The organism is Nonomuraea sp. LPB2021202275-12-8 (assembly GCF_037044575.1).
GTDB lineage: Bacteria > Actinomycetota > Actinomycetes > Streptosporangiales > Streptosporangiaceae > Nonomuraea.
The window spans coordinates 1-608 of record NZ_JBAHWD010000142.1 but is presented as its reverse complement, the minus strand read 5'-3'; the positions used below and the strand labels follow the sequence as shown (position 1 = coordinate 608).

Genomic DNA, 608 nt, shown 5'->3' with positions numbered 1-608 from the left:
ACCTGAAGACCGCCGAAGCCGAGCTGACCGCAGCGCAGCGCTCGTATGCCCGCACCAGGCGGGGCTCGAACCGGCGGCGCAAGGCCGCACGGAAGATCGGGCGCATCCACCGGAAGGTCGCCCGGCAACGGACCGATCACGCGCATAAGACCGCCCTCACACTGGTCCGTAGCGCGGACTTCCTCGCCGTCGAAGCACTCCGTATCGACAACATGACCAAGGCCCCTGCACCGAAGCCCGACCCTGACAAGGTCGAGAACTTCGCCCCGAACGGAGCGGCGGCCAAGGCCGGGCTGAACAAGAGCATTCTGGACGCGGGTTGGGGGGTGTTCCTGGGCGTCCTCACGCACAAGGCTGAAAGCGCCGGTCGAGAGCTGATCCCAGTCAACCCCCGCAACACGTCCCGTACCTGCCCCGCACCCGCGTGCGGGCACGTGTCGGGCGACAACCGCAAAGTCCAAGCCGACTTCGTGTGCGTGAAATGCGGGTATGCCGCGAACGCCGACATCGTCGGAGCGACCAACGTTTTGAGGGCCGGGCTGGTCCTCCGCAAAGCCGCACGCGCGGCCTAGCGAGAAGCCACCTCGTTTACGAGGTGGAGGAGTCAC

Annotated in this window: 1 protein-coding gene; it reads left to right on the top strand. The window is 66.8% G+C overall.

Going from position 1 to position 608, the window contains the following annotated elements:
• Positions 1-572, top strand: a 572-nt coding sequence (locus V5E28_RS49085) for an RNA-guided endonuclease InsQ/TnpB family protein (protein WP_336217202.1), incomplete at its 5' end; no start/stop codon positions are given.
• Positions 573-608 lie beyond the last annotated feature (36 nt).